Here is an 18,268-nt window from a genome sequence, read left to right as displayed (position 1 = left end):
ATGAGGATCAGCGTGTTCGGGCTGGGGTACGTCGGCGCGGTGTCGGCCGCCTGCCTGGCCGGCGACGGCCACGACGTCACCGGCGTGGATCCCCAGCCGGTCAAGGTGGGCCTGCTCAACCGGGGGCAGTCCCCGGTCATCGAGGAGGGCCTCACCGAGCTGGTCGGGGCCGGTGTGGCAGCCGGTCGCCTGCGCGCGACCGTCGCCTGCCCCGAGGCGGTGCGCGACACCGAGCTCGGCTTCGTCTGCGTCGGCACGCCGAGCCAGGCCAACGGCAGCCTCGACCTCACCCACCTCCGCCGGGTCGGCCAGGACATCGGCGCCGCCCTGCGCGAGCGGGACGGCTTCTTCGTCGTCGTCCTGCGCTCGACCGTGCTGCCGGGCACGACCCAGGAGGTGCTCGTGCCCATCCTGGAGCGCGCCTCGGGCAAGCGGGCCGGCCGCGACTTCGGGGTCTGCACGAACCCGGAGTTCCTCCGCGAGGGCAGCGCCGTGCACGACTTCCACCATCCCCCGAAGGTGGTGATCGGCGCCTCCGACGAGCGCAGCCGGCGCCTGCTCACCCCCGTCGCCGAGCGGCCCGAGGCGCCCACGATCCAGACCGAGGTGCGGCTCGCGGAGATGGTGAAGTACGCCGACAACGCCTGGCACGCGCTCAAGGTCGCGTTCGCCAACGAGATCGGCAGCCTGGCCAAGGCCCAGGGGCTCGACGGGCGGCGCGTCATGGACGTGTTCTGCGCCGACCAGAAGCTGAACCTGTCGTCGGCGTACCTGAAGCCCGGGTTCGCCTTTGGCGGCTCCTGCCTGCCCAAGGACGTCCGCGCGCTCGCCTACGAGGGCCGCAGCCTCGACCTCGACCTGCCGCTGCTGAACGCGGTCCTGCCCAGCAACCGGCAGCAGCTCGAGCGGGCGTTCCAGCTCGTCGTCGACGCCGACCACCGCAGGATCGGCGTGCTCGGCCTCTCCTTCAAGGCCGGCACCGACGACCTCCGCGAGAGCCCCATGGTCGACCTGGTCGAGCGTCTGCTCGGCAAGGGCTACGACCTCCGGGTCTACGACGGCAACGTCAACCTCGCCAAGCTGGTGGGCGCCAACCGCGACTACATCCTCAACCAGATCCCCCACATCTCGAACCTGATGGTGGCCACGGTCGACGAGCTCCTCGACCACGCCCAGACGGTGGTGGTCGGCACCGCCGACACGGCGTTCCGCGCGGCCCTGGAGCGCGTCCGGGCCGGCCAGCGGGTCGTCGACCTGGTCCGGATCGTCGACGAGCCGGACGGCAGGGATGGCTACGATGGCATCTGCTGGTAGGCCGAAGGCGGGCCGGCCGCGTCGCGCCTGCATCGTGGTGCAGAACCTGCCCGTCCCCTTCGACCGGCGGGTCTGGCTGGAGGCCACCACCCTGGCCCGGGCGGGCTGGCAGGTCAGCGTGATCTGCCCCAAGGCCAAGGGCTTCGACGAGTCGTTCGAGGTGCTCGAGGACGTCCACGTCTACCGCTACCGGCTGCCCGTCGACGCCCAGGGCGCGCTCGGCTTCGTCACCGAGTTCGCCTGGTGCTTCCTGCGCACGGCCATGAAGACGGTACGGGTCGCGCTGCGCGGCCGCGGCTTCGACGTCCTCCACGTCTGCAACCCGCCGGAGACCTACTGGCCGCTCGGCTGGCTCTGGAAGCGCCTCGGCAAGCGGTTCCTGTTCGACCACCACGACCTCTCGCCCGAGATGTACCAGGCGAAGTTCGGGGGCTCGGGCGGCCCCGCCCTCGCCGGGCTCAGGTTCCTCGAGCGGATGACCTTCCGCACGGCCGACCTCGTCATCACCACCAACGAGAGCCACAAGCGGATCGCCGAGGAGCGTGGAGGGGTGGCGCCCGGCGACGTGTACGTCGTGCGCTCCGGCCCCGACCTCGGCCGGCTCACCGTGTTCCCACCCGACCCGGCCTGGCGCAACGGCAAGCGCCACCTGCTCGCCTACCTCGGGGAGATCTGCAAGCAGGACGGCGTCGACCACCTCGTGCGCGCCGTGAAGCTGCTGCGCGACGAGCTCGGCCGCGACGACGTCCACTGTGTGCTGGTCGGGGGCGGCCCGCACCAGCCCGCGATCAAGGCCTACGCGGAGGAGACCGGCGTCGCCGACCTGTGCACGTTCACCGGCCGGGTCAGCGACGAGGAGCTGTGCCGCGTGCTGTCAACCGCCGACCTCGGAGTCGATCCCGACCCCAGGAACGACTGGTCGGACAAGTCGACCATGAACAAGATCATGGAGTACATGTTCTTCGGCCTGCCGGTCGTGGCCTACGACCTGACCGAGACCCGCGTCTCCGCCCGGTCGGCGGCCGTCTACGCCGAGGCCAACTCCGAGCGCGACCTGGCCAAGCAGATCGACGCGCTGCTCGACGACCCGGCCCGCCGGCAGGAGATGGGCGCGGCCGGCCAGCACCGGGTCCGCACCGAGCTGGCCTGGGAGTACTCCGCGCCCGTGCTGCTGGCCGCCTACGACCGCCTGCTGGCTGGCTCCTCGACCACACGGAGGCGGTCGTCGAGCACCCCCCTGAGCGAGCTGGAGGAAGGCCGCGGCCCGGGTGGGTTTGAGGGTCGGGGGCGCTGAGCGGACGGCGACTGTCCTCGCGGAGGTCTCGCGGCCAGGTTGCTCGAAGTGGCAAGTGGTGATAAAAGCCTGCCATATGTGTCGGCCTCTCCCCCAAGACCGACCCCAAGCCTGCTTCCGGCGGCTGTCCCCATGTCCTCGTGCCGCCGGGGCCAGTGAGGATACGCCATGGCCGGACAGTATCGTGGCCGCCACGCCAGCCATCCCGCCTCGACGGTGCGCACAGGGCTGCACGCCCGGCGCCGCGGGCGGCATCGCCGAGCGCACCCGAGCCAGCGCACGCACCTACGGGTCGCCGTGGTCTTGGCGTGCTCGGCTGTCCTGGCCGGTGTGCTCGCGTCGCTTCCGCACGCGACGGCGACCCGTGCGACGTTCCGCTTCACCCCGGCCGCCGACGCCTACGTGAGCCAGGCAAGGCCAGACCGCAACTTCAGCAGCACCCCTGCGTTGCGTACCGACGCCTTCCCGAGGTCTGAGCGCAGCTACCTGCGCTTCGCCGTCGCACAGCTCGCCGGCGCGGTCACCGCAGCCAGGCTGCGGCTCTACGCGGAGACCGCGAGCCGGACCGGCTACGCCGTTCGCACGGTCGCGGGCAAGGACTGGACCGAGGACAAGATCACCTATGCCACTGCACCGACGCCCGGACCGGTTGTGGCCACCTCGGGTCCTGTTGCGCGCGACAGTTGGACGAGCGTCGACGTCACCGCGCTGGTCCACGGCGACGGCGTGATCGACTTCGTGCTGACCGCCGACGACAGGTCCGCCGGCCTGTATGCGAGTCGGGAGACCGGTCTGACCGCCCCCCAGCTGGTCGTGGAGACGGTCGCGGCCACGACCTCGAGTCGGGCCACGACCACGACGGCCGCCACCACGACACTCCCATCGTCACCGACGAGCACGCCGAGAACGACGAGTACACCGACAACGACGAGTACGACGAGTGCGCCGGCACCGATGAGCACCACGAGTGCGCCGGCACCGACGAGCACCACGAGTGCGCCGGCACCGACGAGCACGCTTACGTACGGAACCCCTGAGCGCCCGTTCCCGGCATCCTCGGCCTGGAACCGCGCCATCCCCGCCAATGCCACACTTGCCCCCAACTCGGCCGGCATGATCCAGCGCTTGTCCAGCGGAGGCCACTACAACGTAACCTCTGGAGCCTGGGGACGGTTTGGAGCTCCGGTGTTCTACGCAGATGCCAGCACGCCGCGCTACACCTGGGGTTCACATTGTGGTCCTATCAGCGGCAAGCAGGTACCGATCCCGCCGGGCTCGCATGAGGCCGAGGGACCGGGGGCGAGCTCCGACCACAAGTACATCGTGATCGACGCGAGCACGAAACTCGTCTACGACATCTGGGGGGCCGACGTCGCCGGACTCGACTGCACCAAGTGGGGGTACCAGGGTTACGGGGTCATCGAGTCTTTGACGACTGCCAGTGATGGGGCCCCGGGCATCAATGGCGAAAAAGCACCGACCGGCGCCAGCACCAGCTCTCTTGCCGGGTTGCTCCGTGCCTACGACGCCACGCACCTGGACACCGACGGAACCTATGGTCACGCGCTGCAGGGGTCATCGATGTACGGCGCCAAAGGGCGGTGGGTGAGCCCAGCCACCAGCAGTGACGGTCCTGATACCAGTCCCAGCGCGATACCGCAGGGCTCCCGGCTCCAACTGAATCCTTCCTTCAACTGTGAGGCCATCTCTGTACGGGGTGTGCGGGCTTACTGCAAGACCGCACAGAAGTACGGGATCATCCTGATGGACACGAGTCCCGTGCATGCCTTGACCATCTATCAGGAGGACGTCAAGGACAACACTCCGGCTACCGGCAACCCATTTGCCGGAGGGTATTGGGGCACCGATGCCGACTGGCCGTCGCTGGCGAGCGTTCCACTGGGCCAGTTCCGCGTGGTAGCTCCGTTCTAGCTAGCTATTAAATCAAGCAATAGACTAAACCGGCTCCGCCAGGACCTGTGTCCACGTTCCCGGCCGCGCTGCAGGTCGCCGGGGACGGCCTCGGCGCCCACCATGCTGCGGTTGCTGCAAACCTGACCGACCCGCGATGCGCTGGGCGCCACCTCGTGCCAGGAGCTGGTCGCCTTCACCCACCCGCTCGCCACGGCTGGCCCGAGCGGTTCGCCGACCAAGGTCACCACCGCGCTCGCCGGTGACCACGTCACCCCACGCGACTACCTGGTCCGGGCCAAGGCCGACACCATCGGCCCGACCGCGACCCAGCTGCCGGGCCAGCGGCACCCAAACGCCGGGCCTGGGAGCGGTGCACGGGCGCGCTGCTGCCCGGCGCGTCCCGACACCGGCCGCACCAAGCAGCCACGGCTGTCTTTGCCAGCCGCACCCTCTACGACGAAGCGATCGCCGGGCCAAGCACACCGAGCAAGCCGCAGCTTGACATCTCAGCTCATGGGTGTCTGTTGTGTTGCCTGTCTGTGTAGTTATCGGTACTTGCAGCCCACCGGCCTGTCCCATACCGTTTCTACGGAGACCGCCCGGTTCTGCCGGGTCGAGGGGTATCATGCTGGTCCTGATGCCCGACACCGCCGCGAACAGGCCTTCTTGCTGGGGCGGAGCGTTCGAGGCCGTGGCATTGGCAACGCCATCGGTGCCCGGCACGGACGAGCGGAGGTGACAGGGGGGGTGTTCACGCTGGACGTTGCGACGTGGGCCTTGGTCCGTTGCTGCGTGCAGGCCACCGGGCTCGTAGGGCAATCCGTTTCGCTGTCGAGATGTCCTCGGTGAGGGTCGTCTGGAGCGTCCTGTCATCTGGCAAAACATCTGACGGCGAGGTCCGATCTGGAGTTGAAAGGAGCGAGGAACGTGACCGATACCTTGTTGCAGCTCGACCCCCACAGATTCGCCGAAGCGTTCACGCGCCGTCCCTTCGCGGTGCGCCACTCCCTTGTGAACCACCCGCTCCTTGCGCCCGATGCCATTGCCGCTCTGGCCGACCGGCTGCCCTACGCGGCCATCGAGCGACACCAGGCAGACCTGCCGCTCGTCATGCCGGGCGGGGCGCCCGAGGTGGAGGGCCCTCCATCCGACACCGTGCGCGGAATCGAGACCAACGGTTGCTGGATGGTGCTGTGGAACATCGAACAGGCCCATGAGTACAAGGCGCTGCTCGACGCGATTCTCGACGAGGCCGAGCACTTTGTCGGCAGGCGCGAGGGCGGCATGCGAAACCGCCAGGCGTTCCTGTTTCTGTCCGCCCCGAATGCGACAACGCCGGTCCATTTCGATCCTGAACACAACTTCCTGCTGCAGATCCGCGGCACCAAATCGATGAACGTAGGACGCTTCCCGGACGATGCCGAGCGGCAGCGGGAGCTGGATCGGTACTACGACGGCGGCCACCGCAACCTGGAAGGCATGCCGGTCGAGGTGCAGGGCTTCGACATGGATCCCGGCGACGGGACCTATGTCCCCTCGTTCGCGCCGCACTTCGTCAAGAACGGCCCGGCGGTCTCAGTGTCACTCTCGATCACCTTCCGCACCAGGGCCAGCGAGCGCGCCGAGAACGTGCACGTGTTCAATTCGAACATGCGCCGCCGGCTCCACATCCAGCAGACCCGACCGTCCGGCCGCTCCCGAACGGCTGACCTGGCGAAATCGGCCGTGGTGGCCTCCTACAACCGGCTCCGAGGGCGTGTCGCCGGCAGGAAGGCAGAGCTCAACCAACGTGTCTGAACGGCGGGGGAGGAAGCTGCCGTCGCAATTGCCGGGTCGCAACCACTCGACAGCAACCGGCACACAGCCGAGCGGAACGACCGCTCGGCCTCCTGGTCAGGACCTCGAGCCGTTCCGGCTCGAGGTGCACGGATCCATTGCACCCGTGGCCGTGGAGTGGGACGCGCTCGCCGACCGGCTAGGTGCCACCCCCTTCCTGCGGCCAGGCTGGATCGACGCGTGGTGGCGTGCCTTTGGCACCGGCCGCCTCGAGATCATCACCCTTCGGCGGGCAGCCCGTCTCGCAGCGGTGATCCCCCTCCACCGGAGGCGCAGACGCGTCTGGTCGACGAGCAACTGGCATTCGAACCAGTTCGGTATCCTCGCCGAGGACGAGGCCGCCGCCTTCGGGCTGGCCGCTGCGCTCTTCAGGGACCGGCCGGTGCAGGTCTCCCTGGGCTTCGTCGACACGGATGAGCTCGCGCCATGTCGTGCCGCAGCCGCCCAGGTGGGCTATCGGATCCTCGAATGGACCCTGGAGCGGTCGCCCTACGTTGTCGTCGAAGGCACGTGGGACGACTACGCGCAGCAACGTCTGAGCAGGAACCGTCGCAGGCAGCTCCGTCGCTGCCGTCAACGGCTCGAGCATAAGGGCCGGCTCGAGCTCGATATCGAAAAAGACGGCGAGCGCATGGAGGAATCGGTCGAAGAGTTCTTCCGGGTCGAGGCATCCGGGTGGAAGGGGGCCAAGGGCAGCGCGATCCTGTCCCGGCCTGAGACGCAATCCTTCTACCGCGAGGTCGCCAAATGGGCCGCGGCACGGGGCTGGCTCCGGATCGCCTTCCTGCGGCTCGACGGTCGCCCCCTTGCGGCCCAATATCTGATCGAGGAGGGCAACGTCCTCTACATGTTGAAGGGAGGATACAATCCCGGGTTCCGGGACTTCTCCCCTGGCATGGTGCTGCTGGAGACGCTGTTCAGGCATGCATTCTCCTCGCAGATCAGGCGCTTGGCGCTCCTCGGAGGAGACGAGATGTACAAGCTGACCTTCACGAAGACCACCGAGGATCTCGTCCGCTTCCAGGCGTTCGCGCCGTCGATGTCGATGGGGTACGCCCACTGGCTCGCGTTCGCGTACGGACGCCCGGTGGCCAAGCGGACGCTGGCGTTGCTCGCACATCGGTCGGAGAACAGGACGAGCGATGGCTGACCGGCTGCTCGTACTCGCCTGGCACGCCGTCGACAGGACATGGGAGTACCCCTGCCAGCCGGGCGCGGGCTCGCGCGGGTTCGCGCGCCAGCTTCGATGGCTCCACCGCGTCGCCAACGTGGTGCCGCTCGACTCCAGCCTGGATGACCTGCATGCAGGACGGCCATTACCGCCTCGCGCGGTCGCGCTCACCTTCGACGACGGCTACCGGGACAACCTCGACCTCGGCGTCCCGCTCCTAGAGCGTCTCGGCCTCCCGGCGACGTTCTTCCTGGTCCCAGGCATCCTGTCCCAGGAGGTACGGCCGTGGTGGGAGGTTCTAGGATGGGCGTTCGCCCGCAGCAGCCGCACAGTGGTGGAGTGGAGCGGAATGGCGCTGCGCACCGGCGCCGAGCCCGGACGTCGCTCCCGCCGGTTGGTCGCCGAGCGGTTGAAGCAGCTCGACCGCGCCGACCGCGACCGGATGGTGGCCGAGCTCTGCGAGCTGCTCGCACCCGAGGGAACGTTCGATTCCGACCGCCTCTTCCTTGATTGGGCAGGGGCCCGGGAGCTCGTGCGGCGAGGCTTCTCGGTGGGCTCACACTCGATGTACCACTCGATCTTGAGCCGGGAGGAGGTCGATCGCCAGGTGGAGGACCTGGCGGCGTCCAGGCAACTGCTGGAGCGCGAGCTCGATGTCCGCGTGCGGTTACTGGCCTACCCGAACGGAGCCCGAGGCGACTACGATGCCGGCACGCTGCTGGCCGCCGAGCGTGCCGGGTATACGCATTCCCTCACGGTGCGCCCAGGGTTGAACAACAGCTCCACGCCGGCTCATGAGGGCCGTCGTGTGGTGCTTGCTCCCGACGAGAGGGTCTGGCAGGCGGCCGTGCGTCGTGTCACCGGGAAGCTGGTCCGGGTCACGCGACAACGGCTGGTGGAGACCCTGGGATGAGGCCGGAAGCGTCCCCGGCTCCTGTCCGGCTCGAGGTGGAGGAGCTCGAGACCCTGCAAGACGAGTGGACGCCACTGGCCCTACGGAGCCGCAACGTCTTCGCCACCTATGAATGGGCTTCGACCTGGTGGCGTCATTTCGGTGGCGGCCATCGCCCACTGGTCACGACCTGCCGCGCGGGTGACGGTACCCTCGTCGGCATCCTCCCGTTCTACCGATGGTCGTCGGGTCCACTGCGCATCCTGCGCTTCATCGGCCACGGAGCCGGCGACCAGCTCGGACCCATCCATGCTCCCGAAGACCTCCCCTCGGTGGCCCGAGCCACGCAGCAGGCCCTGGCACGGATGCGATGGGAGATCTTCGTCGCCGACAACCTTCCCGGGAACGCGTCGTGGACCGCCGCGCTGGGCGGGAAGATCCTCGCACGGGACGGCAGCCCGCTGCTCCGTAATCCGGATGGCGGCTGGAGCGCTTTCCTCGCCCGGAGAAGTTCGAACTTCCGCCAGCAGGTGGGGCGCCGGGAGCGGAACCTGGCGCGCCATCATGACGTGGCGTTCCGGCTCGTCCAGGACCCGGAGGCGCTCCCGGCCGCCCTCGACACGCTGTTCCATCTTCACAGCCTCCGGTGGTCGAATGGCAGCTCGGGCTTCATCCCCCGGGCGGCCTTCCACCGGGCGTTCGCCGCGACCGCGCTGGACCGGGGGTGGCTCCGACTGTGGCTGCTCGACCTCGACGGCCAGACGGTGGCGGCTTGGTACGGTCTGCGGTTCGCTGACGCGGAGTGCTACTACCAGGCTGGTCGGGATCCGGTCTGGGATCACCGATCGGTCGGGTTCGTCCTCCTGGTTCACTCCATCCGCCAGGCGTTCGAGGACGGCGTGGCCGAGTACCGGTTCCTGCACGGCCGTGACGCCTACAAGTACAGGTTCGCGGACGAGGACGCCGGGGTGGAGACCATCGCGCTCACCCGAGGGGTGGTCGCGCGGACCGCGCTGTCCGCGGCCAGCTTCGCCTACCCGTACGTCAAGAGCCGCATCGGGCGATTCAGGTGGAAGCTGGTGTAGCCGCCCGTACTTCCTGGTACACCGCTTCGTAACTCTGCACGGCACGGTCCCAGCCATGGTGCGCGCGGACGTAGGCCCGGCCGGCGGCTCCGATCGAGGCGGCCAGGGCATCGTCGTCGAGCAGGCGCACGAGGTGGGCCGCGAGCGCTTCCGCGTCGTCGGCGACGAACAGCTCCCGCCCGTCGGCGGCCTGCAGGCCCCGGACCGACAGCGTCGTGGCGACGCAGGGGAGGCCGCTTGCCATCGCCTCGAGCAGCTTGTTCTTGATGCCCGTCCCGATCAGCATCGGGCAGATGCCAACCCTGCTGCCTTGCAGCCAAGGCCGGAGATCCGGCACCTCTCCCGTGACCTCGACGCCGGGTTGACGCGCCAGAGCCCGGATCCTGGCGGTTGGCGCCCGACCGACGAGGGCGAGCTTCGCCTGCGGGCGGATGGCGCGGACCCGGGGCATCACCTGCCTGGCCAGGAACTCCGCGGCATTGATATTCGGCGGATAATCCATCACGCCGTGGAACACGATCCGATCGGGGTCACGAACGGTCGGGACCGCCGCGCCGTAGAACTCAATGTCGACCCCGTTTGGGATGACCGCCGCCCGAACCTTTGGATCCAGGGCAACAATTGCGTCACAATCCTCCTGCGTGACGACGACGACACGACCGAACGAGCGGTACTCGGTGGCTTCGAAGCGGCGGACGCGTTGGACCACGCCATGGTAGAGACGCCGGTAGAGACCGGTGGCAGCCTCCGCCTGTGCCTCCATGTCGAGATGCCAGGCGTTCAGGAGACCGAGGACGGTCGCCCGGCCGGCGAGATCCCGCCCCAATGGGGCGAGCATCCCCCAGCAGACGTGGACGACGTCGGGCTGGAACCGTTCCAGCTCTTCCTGGAGGGGCCGGCGCAACCGTTCCGAAAGGGCGTCCACTCGCTGCGGACGGTCGTGCAGCATGCCAGAGGCGAACGCGGCAGCCCGGCTGAGGCGTCGAGGGAATGGTGAGGTGGGAACGGGGTGCGACAACAACCGCATCGGCGTCCCGTCGCGTTCGACAACTTGATCGGAGGCGCGGTAGGCGAGGACACGCACGTCGTGCCGCTCGCGCAAGTGCCGCAGCAAGGCTCCGACCACGAGCCGCTGCCCGTTGTTGAGCGGGGGAAGAGGCGCTTCGAGCGCACACAACAGAACACGCATCAATATACCCTCTCGCCTGGAAAAGAGAGCTGCAGCTAATTGCCGTTGGACCGGTCCGGACCAGTAGAGAGGTTACGACCCCCCCGATCACCATGGGACGAACCTAGGGACGAACCTGCGCCGCGCCGCATGGTAGGGTGCAGTCTAGGATATGTCCGACAGCCATGCAAAGAGCTTCGCGACCGCGTCGCGCCCCGGTCCGCTGGCCGAGGCGGCGTTGCGCGCCCTCGACGACGCAGCGGTGGATTGGTGCCTCCTCGGTGGGGAGCGGGACCCGTGCCAATCCGAGCATGCCATGGCGCTGCTCGTGTCCCCTCCACATCTGCGCCGCGCCCGCTCCGCGCTCTCGTCCCTGGGCTACGCCGCCATGCCCACCGGACGTGACCGGGCGCGGCACTTCCTGGCATACGAGCCGCGCGAGGACAGTTGGTCCATGCTGAGCCTCGTCTCCGAACTGTCCTTCCCGTCCCAGAGCCTCCCGACGGTAGCGGCCGCAGGCTGCCTGACCCGGCGCCGGCGGGTCGGAGCGGTCTACCTGCTCGCTCCCGACGACGCGTTCTGGTACCTCCTGCTCCACCGTCTGCTCGACCGCCGGAGCGTACCGCCGCAGGACGCGGAGCGGCTGCTCGAGCTCGTCGTCGAGGCCGACGGTGGTGGGCCGATCGCCGGGGTGATCGCGCCGTACCTGCCGTCCGGCTGGAGCCCAGCCCGGATCCTCGGTCATGTCCGAAGGGCGGAATGGCCCGTCCTCGCGACGCTGGGCCGCCAGCTCCGAGCGCGCTGGCTGCGGCGACATCTCGTCGCGGCGTCGAGCAGCATCCTGCTTCGACGCGCCCGCCGTCACCGCGGGACGACGACCGGAGGCCGTCCTGGCATCAGCGTCACCCTCCTCGGACTGGACGGGGCCGGCAAATCCACGCTGGCCAAGGGGCTGCGGGACTCGTTCCCCGTCCCCACCCGCTCCCTGTACATGGGTCCCTACCCGGCGAGCAGCTTCGGGGCCTCCCAGCACGTGCCCGGGTTGGGGCTGACGCTGCGCCTGCTGCGGTTGTGGAGCCGGTCGGCCGCCGTCGCCTACCACAAGACCCGAGGGCGGCTCGTGGTCCTGGACCGGTACGTGCTCGACGTGCTGCTCCCTCCTCCCGGCCATGCCAGTCTCCGGACCAGGACCAGCCACTGGGTGCTGCGCCATGCCCTTCCGGCCGTGGACGTCGTGGTGCTGCTGGACGTGCCGGCCGAGGTCGCCGCCCAGCGGAAGAGCGAGCACACGCTCGCGTGGTTGGCTGAGCGCCGTCGTCAGTACCTCGATCTGGCCCGCCAGTTCGCAGGATGGCATGTCGTGGATGCAAGCAGGGATCCCGAACAGGTGCGCCGGACGGTGACGGCGATAGTCTGGGACTGCTACTCCCCGCGGGGAGCCCGGGGCCAGGCTCCCCGGCGGTGAAGACCGTGGACCGACACCTTTCGCTGGACGCCGCCCGCCGGCTGGACTGGCGCTTCCTGCTCCCCAGTCCTGAGCTGGGTCGAGTGGGGTGTGCCGGCAGACTCGATGCGGCGTTGCTGCAGGCGCTCGATGCCGCGGCTGGCCCCGTGCGCACCGTCGACCGAGCCGGGACGACGTCGGCCGAGGCGACGTGCGACGTCATCGTGCTGGCTGCGCCGACCCGGGCCGAGCTGGTCGGGCTCATACCGCTCCTGCGTCCCGGCGGCTGGCTCTACCTCGAGCTGCAAGGGGCCTTCTCGGTACGCGGGCGCATCGGTGGGCGGCTGCGCCGGGCCCGGGCGCACCGGGCCACGCTCCGCCTGCACGGGTTCGACAACGTGGCGTTGCACTGGCACTGGCCAAGTTTCGCCATGTCGAAGTGGATCGTGCCGCTCGATGACCCGACCGTCGTGCGGCGGGCGCTGGAACGGCATCGCGGAGGCGTGTGGATCCGCCTGCTCGAGATGCTCGGCAGGCTCCTGCTCCGGGTTCATCTGCTGGCGACATTCGCGCCGGCGGTCAGCATCATCGCCCACCGGCCAGCCGGCCGCAGCGGGGGCACCGGTTGAGGCTCGTCCAGAACTTCCTGGTCTCCAACGCGAGCAGGCTCGGGTTGGACTGCCACGGTGTGGATGGCACACCGTCGTGCCTCATGCTCACACCGTGGTTCTCGGCTTCACGACATGTCGTCGTGCTGGTCCTGGCGTCTGGGACGGGAGCTCCCTGCCTGGTGGCCAAGCTGCCTCGTCGCAGTGGCGACGGAGGTGGCGTCGAGCGGGAAGCGGCCAACCTCCAGCACCTCGAGCGTGTGGGGGTCAGCGTCGGCAGCGTTCCCAGGGTCGTCGCCCTCGAGCTCGTCGCTGGACGGCCCATGCTGCTGGAGACTGCTCTGGCTGGCCGGCCGATGGACCAGTACGCGATCCGCAGGGAGCCGGCCAGGTGCCTCGAAGCCGTGAGCAGTTGGCTCCTCGAGCTGCCCTGGGCCCCGGCATCCGGTCGAAGACCCGACTGGTACGAGACGCTGCTCGAACGACCGCTCCAGCAGGCCGCCGCCGGCGGTCTCCTCGAGGGAGGGTCACCACTCGTGGAGCGCACGCTGGAGCTGACCGAGCCGTTGCGGCATGGCGAGCTGCCGCTCGTGGTCCAGCATGGTGACCTGAGCGACCCCAACCTGCTGTGGCTCGAAGACGGTCGGGTCGGGGTCGTCGACTGGGAGCTCTCCGAGCGGCATGGGCTGCCAGCCCATGACCTCTGCTTCTTCCTGGCGTACTTCGCCACCGCAACCGCTCGGGCCCGGCGACTCAAGGATCAGGTGGCGGCCTTCCACAACGCCTTCATCGTCCCCGGAGCCTGGGCTCGACCGCTGGTCGTGGACTACGCGGACAGGTCCCGGCTGGCGCGGCCGCTGCTGACGCCGCTGTTCGTCGCCTGCTGGGCAAACTACGTAACCGGCCTGCTGGCACGAGGCGTATCGCCGGTCGCCAGCCGGTACCACGCGTTCTGGCAGCACACGGTCCAGCACGCCGACGCGCTGGACTGGTCGAGTGGTCGGTGAACAGCTCGGAGCAGGGAGAGGTGAGCCGGCCAGGATCCCGTCTCGTGCCGCTCACCCGTTGACGAGGGTGCGGGTGCGCCACTGGTCATAGCTACCGTCGGACAGGCCGAGCACGAGCGCCAGCGGGATCATGAAGTGCGCGGTGTAGACCATCGGGTTGTCCGTGATCGCGAAGATCAGGAGGGCGAGCACGAGCATGCTGGCGGCCGCGTGGAGTCGTCGGTTGGGCGTCGGCTTGAGCGCGCGGGCCAGCGACCGCACTCCCATGACGAGGAAGAAGCCCCAGAAGAAGATGCTGCCGGTGAGCCCGACGTCACACAACGTACGCAGGTAGTCGTTGTGCGGATGGCTCAGGGGGCCGCCGCTGAAGCGGGTGCTGAGACCGTACGAGGCCCCCAGGCCGTAGCCGAACGTCGCCTTCTGCGAGCAGGCGTGGAGCAGCTGCGGCCACAACTCCCGACGACCGGCGGTATTGACCTTGTCGCTCAAGGTGAGGACGTCGAGCAGGGAAGCGTTGGGATCGAAGAAGAAGCGAGCCTTGAAGACCTCGGTATGGCTTGCCTCCACCAGCAGGATGCAGAAGAGTGCCGCGATCAGGACCCGCCAGTGCACGCGCAGGGCCAGCGATGGGCTGCACAGCAGCAGCAGCGTCAGCACGGCGGCGGCCATCCGCGACCCGACCGCGACAGCGACGGCAACCGCGATGCAACCGATCAGCATCGTGCGCAGCCACGACCGGGAGTTCATCGTCACGATCGTAAACACGATGCTGAGGCTGATCCCCACGGGGCGTGCCAACAGCTCCAGAGGTCCTAGCCCGACCGTGCGATCCACCAGTACGAGCGTTATCACGAAACCGAGCACGCCGAAGCAGACCCTGACGAGCGGGTTTACCACTCCCCGCACATCCCTGGTCGCCTGCCAGGCCATGAGATAGGCGAGCGCGGGAAGCAGCAGCTGGAGCAGGGTCAGGGCGCCCTTGGCCAGGTCAGGTGCCCATGCCAGGCTCGTCAGGGCGTAGATGAGGAAGGCCAGATAGGGCCAGAGTGCGACGACCGCCCTAGGGTGCAACGGATCGACGACGGTCAATGGTCCGATCATTGCCAGTGCCAACAGCCAGGCCCATCCGCTGAAGAGCAGCCCGCCGACCTGGTTGCCGAAGAACGTCAAGGGGAGCGCGACAGCGAACGCGAGGTACACCACAAGCCGTGCTCGTTGACCTGGTGCGGGGAAGAGCGCGGCCGCCGAAGCGCGGAAGGTGCTCGTCTGGTCGTGGACGGACAAGGACGCCCTCTCGGCTGTCATGGACCGGCTACTCGACGTCTTGAAGCTGCTGCCGCAGGTGCCGCAGGAGCACCCAGACGCCCAGGGAGGGAGTGATGACGCGGGTGAACACGGCGATCTCCTCGACGTCCTGGTCGTTCAGTGCCGAGCGGTCGCTCCCGGCGTCGGGGTCCACACCAGCGAGCAGCACACCGTAGCGGGCCCCGTGCCCCACCGGCACGATGACGAGCGTCCCAACGTGGACGCCTGGACACCCGAGCTCGTGCAGGCGGGCCCGCTCGGCGCCAAGCACCACATGACCACGGGCCCCGATCAGCTCCGCAACGTCGTCGCGGTCGATCGCACACTCGAGCTCCGCCTCGGTCAACCCGGTTGCTCCCGCCACCCTGAGCCGACCCTCGCCGTCGTCGAGCAGAATGGCGCCGAGGTCAAGATCGAACCGGTCGGCCAGCTCCTCGGCCTCAAGCTGTGGCAGGTGCTGGTCGTACAGGTCGAGCCGGTACTTCCCGATCCTGTCGGCGATGTGCTCGATGGACGAGGCCAGCTGCTGGAAGTCGAGGATCGACTCCGGGGTCAGGGTCATGGCAGAGGCCTGCGCAACCTCCGGCGCGGGTCGTCCATCCGGCGCGGGTCGTCCACTAAACCGGCCGCCGTTGGCATGCCCGACGGTGGACGCAGGGACCAGTCCCGGGTCGTCCGTAGCCCGCCTGTCCGCAGCGGGGTTCGTAGACCCGGCTGGAATCGACTGGTTCGGCGACGTCAGACCGGAACGTATGAACCGGAACCGTCCGACCCCTCCTCGTCCGCCGTTGGACGCTGACTTCGATGCGACCGTCGGCTGGGTACCGTTCGCTGAGAGCATGGCCGGGTCCGCGTGGGCCGCCGCCGGCTCCGCCGCGGCCAGAACCGTACGTCGCCGCCAGGTGCGCCACCAGGCCATCGCCACGGTACCGGCCAGGAACAGCAGCGCTCCCACGGCAGCGAGCCGCGCGCGCGACGGTCGAGCCGGCTTCTCCGGCACCGTCGCGCTCTCCTGCAGCCCGATCGCCCCCGAAGACTCGTCCACGTCCTGATCGACCTGAAGCTCCCGGTTGATCAGTTTCCCGAGCTCTTCGTTGGTCGCATCCAGCTCCAGGGCCAGCGTCGGATCGCTGGGATTGAGGGTGCGGGCGGCCTTGAGCCTGTCCAGCCTCGCTCTCAGCCGAGCCCTGTCCACCTGGATCCCACGGATGGTGGCAGCCGCCCGTCGTCGGGCGTTATCGGCGATCACATCGTTGTAGGCGAGCGCGACGGTGTCGGCGAGCTTCGCCGCGCCGCTCGGGGTCGGAGCGAGCGCCCTGATGGTGATGACGTCAGAGTTGGCAGAGGCCTCCACCGTCAGCCATTTGCGCAGCTCGACCACGGTGATCCCGTTGCCGTAGCGCCTGGCGGCCCGCTGCAGGACCGGCGTGGACGACATGAACGCAGCCTGGTTGGCGACGTTACGGGCGGCAGCGACGGCTGTCGAGGATCCATCCTGACCGGCGTTCGCGGGGTTGGCGACGAAAACGCGGGACACGCCCTCGTAGAGCGTTGGCTGCAGCGCGGCCAGCCTGTACCCGACGAGCCCACCCAAGAGGACGGCCACTGGCAGCAGCCACCGGTATCGCCAGACGGAGGCAAGCACGCTGGGGCCCTCGTCCCAGGCCGTCGAGACGCTCACGTCTGCACTCCCTCCGTCGCCGCTACGGCCATCGGCCCGGCTCCCGGCCCTGACTGGAGGATGATATGGCGGCGCCGCCCGGACGCAGTCCATGGTTGGGTGTCATCGCCGAGTCCCCCCTCTCCGCCGATCGGCAGCAAGGCCGTCGGTCCAACCAAAATGGTACCCTCCTGCCCCACGTTCCCGTACCTCCTTGCCTCGTACAGCCGCCGAACCGCGAGCGATGGTGTCCCGACCAGCGAGTCGAAATCGTCGCAATTCGTGCTGTCATGGCCGGGTCGCGGCCACCAGGACATGGCAGGTTCGCCGTATTCGTGCGGCCATCCCGTTCAGCAGTCCGCTACCGCCAACCCGGGAGGACGCGTCTGCATGCAGCCGGCGGAGCCGCTCGTTTTCCCTACAGCTGGCGAGCTCGTGCCCGCTCGTAGGCGTCCTCGAGCGTTCGGGCGGCTCGCTCCTCGGTGAAGACCCGCTGGTAGAGCCGAAGCGCCGCGGCGCTTGCCTGGACGACCGGCGCAGTCTGGGTCAGGCCGCGCAGCGCGCCGGTCCAGCCGGCCGCGTCCCCAGGCGGGGCGAGCCAGCCCGCACCGGTCGGCCGCAGCAGTTCCGGCAGGCCACCCAGGTCGGAGGCGAGCACTGGCAGCCCAGCGGCCAGGGCTTCCAGCACCACCATGGGCTGCCCCTCATAGGAGCGCGACGGGAAGGCGAGTGCCCGACCGGCCAACATGAGCTCGCGCACCTGCTCCGGCGTGAGCCGTCCCGCGAACCGCACGCCGGGCACACCCAGGCGCTCCAGGTCGGCCCGAGCCGGGCCGTCGCCCACGACGACGAGCTCGAGGGACCGGTTGGCGAACCGCCGCCAGGCCTCGAGCAGCAAGTGGACGCCCTTCTGGTCGACCAGGCGGCCGACCACCAGCACGGTGGAGGACCGCTCGGCCGGCACCGTTCGCACCCCCGGGTCGGACACGAAGTTGGGCTTGACCAGGATCCGGTCGGGGGGGAGCCCGCCCCGGACGAAGAGCGCCCGGGAGAACTCGTTGAGGGCCAGGAACAGCTCGACGTCCCTGTCCCAGGTGTGGCGGCGGCGGTGGAGCGCGATGGTGGCCGCGACCGGGATCGACTGGGCCGCCGACCCGCGGTAGCAGCCATGTCGCACGCTGTGCCAGGGGTGGCTGCCCACGCAGTCCTCGCACGGGTGTCCATCGCGGAACAGCAGCCCGTTGGCGCAGAGCAGCCGGTAGTTGTGCAGCGTCATCACCACGGGCACGCCAGCGCGACCGAACGCGGGCAGCACTGCCGGTGACAGGGCAAACCAGGTGTTGTGGACGTGCACGACGTCCGGCCGTACCCGCTCGGCCGTCCGCCGCAGGTCGCGCGCGGCTGCGGGATTCCAGGGCGCGGCGGCCAGCGCGGCGGTGGCCGCCAGCGCCCTCCGCGGATTCTCGACCTGGTGCTGCAGGACCTCGTGGCCAGCCCGGCGAAGCAGTGCGGCCTCGGCCTGCACGACCACGTCCTCGCCGCCGGTTTCCCGGTAATGGGTGTGCACCTG

The 18,268-nt window shown here is 69.1% G+C and carries 14 protein-coding genes; 10 read left to right on the top strand and 4 right to left on the bottom strand.

Annotated features, from left to right (window positions below; translation table 11 throughout):
• The 7 genes from VG276_25230 to VG276_25200 all read left to right on the top strand — a co-directional run bounded on the left by VG276_25230 (position 1) and on the right by VG276_25200 (position 9,506).
• Positions 1-1,314, top strand: coding sequence for a UDP-glucose/GDP-mannose dehydrogenase family protein (locus VG276_25230; protein HEV8652596.1), 1,314 nt, complete (start codon positions 1-3; stop codon positions 1,312-1,314).
• On the top strand, positions 1,298-2,608 hold the full coding sequence (locus VG276_25225) for a glycosyltransferase family 4 protein (GenBank protein ID HEV8652595.1): 1,311 nt from the start codon (positions 1,298-1,300) through the stop codon (positions 2,606-2,608). Before VG276_25230 ends, VG276_25225 begins: the two co-directional genes overlap by 17 nt.
• Before the next feature lie 168 nt (positions 2,609-2,776).
• Complete coding sequence (locus VG276_25220) at positions 2,777-4,540, top strand: DNRLRE domain-containing protein (GenBank protein HEV8652594.1); 1,764 nt, start codon at positions 2,777-2,779, stop codon at positions 4,538-4,540.
• Positions 4,541-5,449: 909 nt separating this feature from the next.
• Positions 5,450-6,319, top strand: coding sequence for a cupin domain-containing protein (locus tag VG276_25215; protein HEV8652593.1), 870 nt, complete (start codon positions 5,450-5,452; stop codon positions 6,317-6,319).
• Between the two features lie 145 nt (positions 6,320-6,464).
• Positions 6,465-7,508, top strand: a complete 1,044-nt coding sequence (locus VG276_25210) for a GNAT family N-acetyltransferase (protein HEV8652592.1) — start codon at positions 6,465-6,467, stop codon at positions 7,506-7,508.
• Positions 7,501-8,442 (top strand): polysaccharide deacetylase family protein, encoded by a 942-nt coding sequence (locus VG276_25205; GenBank protein ID HEV8652591.1) that lies wholly within the window; start codon positions 7,501-7,503, stop codon positions 8,440-8,442. Before VG276_25210 ends, VG276_25205 begins: the two co-directional genes overlap by 8 nt.
• Positions 8,439-9,506, top strand: coding sequence for a GNAT family N-acetyltransferase (locus tag VG276_25200; GenBank protein ID HEV8652590.1), 1,068 nt, complete (start codon positions 8,439-8,441; stop codon positions 9,504-9,506). Before VG276_25205 ends, VG276_25200 begins: the two co-directional genes overlap by 4 nt.
• On the opposite strand, the gene VG276_25195 is transcribed toward VG276_25200, so the two are convergent.
• A complete protein-coding gene (locus VG276_25195; protein ID HEV8652589.1) occupies positions 9,487-10,695 on the bottom strand; it encodes a glycosyltransferase in 1,209 nt (402 codons plus the stop codon). The two genes, VG276_25200 and VG276_25195, sit on opposite strands and share 20 nt — an antisense overlap.
• Positions 10,696-10,990: 295 nt before the next feature.
• On the opposite strand from VG276_25195, the gene VG276_25190 reads away from it, so the two are divergent.
• The 3 genes from VG276_25190 to VG276_25180 all read left to right on the top strand — a co-directional run bounded on the left by VG276_25190 (position 10,991) and on the right by VG276_25180 (position 13,733).
• Positions 10,991-12,139 (top strand): hypothetical protein, encoded by a 1,149-nt coding sequence (locus tag VG276_25190; protein HEV8652588.1) that lies wholly within the window; start codon positions 10,991-10,993, stop codon positions 12,137-12,139.
• Between the two features lie 5 nt (positions 12,140-12,144).
• A complete protein-coding gene (locus tag VG276_25185; GenBank protein HEV8652587.1) occupies positions 12,145-12,747 on the top strand; it encodes a hypothetical protein in 603 nt (200 codons plus the stop codon).
• 83 nt (positions 12,748-12,830) lie between these two features.
• On the top strand, positions 12,831-13,733 hold the full coding sequence (locus VG276_25180) for an aminoglycoside phosphotransferase family protein (protein HEV8652586.1): 903 nt from the start codon (positions 12,831-12,833) through the stop codon (positions 13,731-13,733).
• A 51-nt stretch (positions 13,734-13,784) separates the two neighbouring features.
• Here the strand turns inward: VG276_25180 and VG276_25175 are convergent, their stop codons facing one another.
• The 3 genes from VG276_25175 to VG276_25165 form a co-directional block, all read right to left on the bottom strand.
• Complete coding sequence (locus VG276_25175; protein ID HEV8652585.1) at positions 13,785-14,933, bottom strand: O-antigen ligase family protein; 1,149 nt, start codon at positions 14,931-14,933, stop codon at positions 13,785-13,787.
• 112 nt (positions 14,934-15,045) lie between these two features.
• On the bottom strand, positions 15,046-16,719 hold the full coding sequence (locus VG276_25170; protein HEV8652584.1) for a hypothetical protein: 1,674 nt from the start codon (positions 16,717-16,719) through the stop codon (positions 15,046-15,048).
• A 397-nt stretch (positions 16,720-17,116) separates the two neighbouring features.
• Positions 17,117-18,265, bottom strand: coding sequence for a glycosyltransferase (locus VG276_25165; protein HEV8652583.1), 1,149 nt, complete (start codon positions 18,263-18,265; stop codon positions 17,117-17,119).
• Positions 18,266-18,268: the final 3 nt, after the last annotated feature.

Source organism: Actinomycetes bacterium (genome assembly GCA_036000965.1).
GTDB lineage: Bacteria > Actinomycetota > CALGFH01 > CALGFH01 > CALGFH01 > DASYUT01.
The sequence above is the reverse complement of the archived record's forward strand: the minus strand, read 5'-3'. Positions and strand labels throughout refer to the sequence as shown.